A 1,043-nucleotide genomic window follows, 5' to 3' on the forward strand; every position below is an offset into this window, starting at 1 on the left:
CACTTCGCCGCCGCGGTGGCTGAGCGCGTCGCCGTACAGCGAAATGATCAGCGAGGTGCCGCTGATCGGCTGCGCGTCGACGGCATGGCGAATGAACTCATCCAGTTTATGTTCCATATTTTTCCATGGGTTAGCCTTCGATGAGCCACAACATTACGCCTAATTTGGGGCGGCGTCATCCGTGACGCCGCGCGCCTCAGCGCGGCCGCAGATCGACCACGCGCTGCGCCTTGCCTTCCGAGCGAGGAATATCGCCGCAGTTGGCGATGCTGACGTCGGTGCTGACGCCCACGATCGATTTAATGTGATGGCGCAGCTGGTGGCAGATATCGCAACGCTGTTGATGGCTGAGGCTGAGCGCCGATTCTTTCAGTTCGACGCGCACCGCCAGCGTGTCCAGATGCCCGCTGCGGCTGACCTGCAGCTGATAGTGCGGCGACAGCTGCTCGAACTGCATGATCTGCTCTTCCACCTGCGACGGGAAGACGTTGACGCCGCGAATGATCAGCATGTCGTCGGAGCGGCCGGTGATCTTGCCCATGCGGCGCATCTGGCGCGCGTCGCCCGGCAGCAGCCGGGTGAGATCGCGGGTGCGGTAGCGGATCACCGGCAGAGCCTCTTTGGTCAGGGTGGTGAACACCAGTTCGCCGTGTTCGCCGTCCGGCAGGGCGATGCCGGTCTCCGGACAGATGATCTCCGGCAGGAAGTGGTCTTCCCAGATGGTGGGGCCGCCGCCGCTTTCCAGACACTCCATCGCCACGCCCGGCCCCATCACTTCCGACAGGCCGTAAATATCCAGCGCCTTGATGCCCATGCGGGTTTCGATTTCGTGGCGCAGGGCTTCGGTCCAGGGTTCGGCGCCGAACACGCCGAGCCGCAGCGAGCAGCCGCGTGCGTCGCCGCCCATTTTGCGTTCCAGTTCGTCGATCAGCGTCAGACAATAGGACGGCGTCACCATGATGATGTCGGGTTTGAAGTCGAGGATCAGCTGCGCCTGGCGTTCCGTCTGGCCGCCGGACATCGGGATCACCGTCGCGCCGAGC

General features: G+C 63.7%; 1 protein-coding gene and 1 pseudogene. Both read right to left on the minus strand.

All coding sequences use genetic code 11. From position 1 onward, the window contains the following. Window positions 1-117 (minus strand): annotated as a pseudogene (locus ADK28_RS32945) (phenylacetic acid degradation operon negative regulatory protein PaaX); the annotation flags it as partial. Between the two features lie 79 nt (window positions 118-196). Continuing rightward, window positions 197-1,043, minus strand: an 847-nt coding sequence (locus tag ADK28_RS32950; RefSeq protein ID WP_239686233.1) for an AMP-binding protein, incomplete at its 5' end; no start/stop codon positions are given.

Origin of the sequence: Serratia sp. 506_PEND, from assembly GCF_001076875.1 — a bacterium.
Lineage (GTDB): Bacteria > Pseudomonadota > Gammaproteobacteria > Enterobacterales > Enterobacteriaceae > Serratia > Serratia marcescens.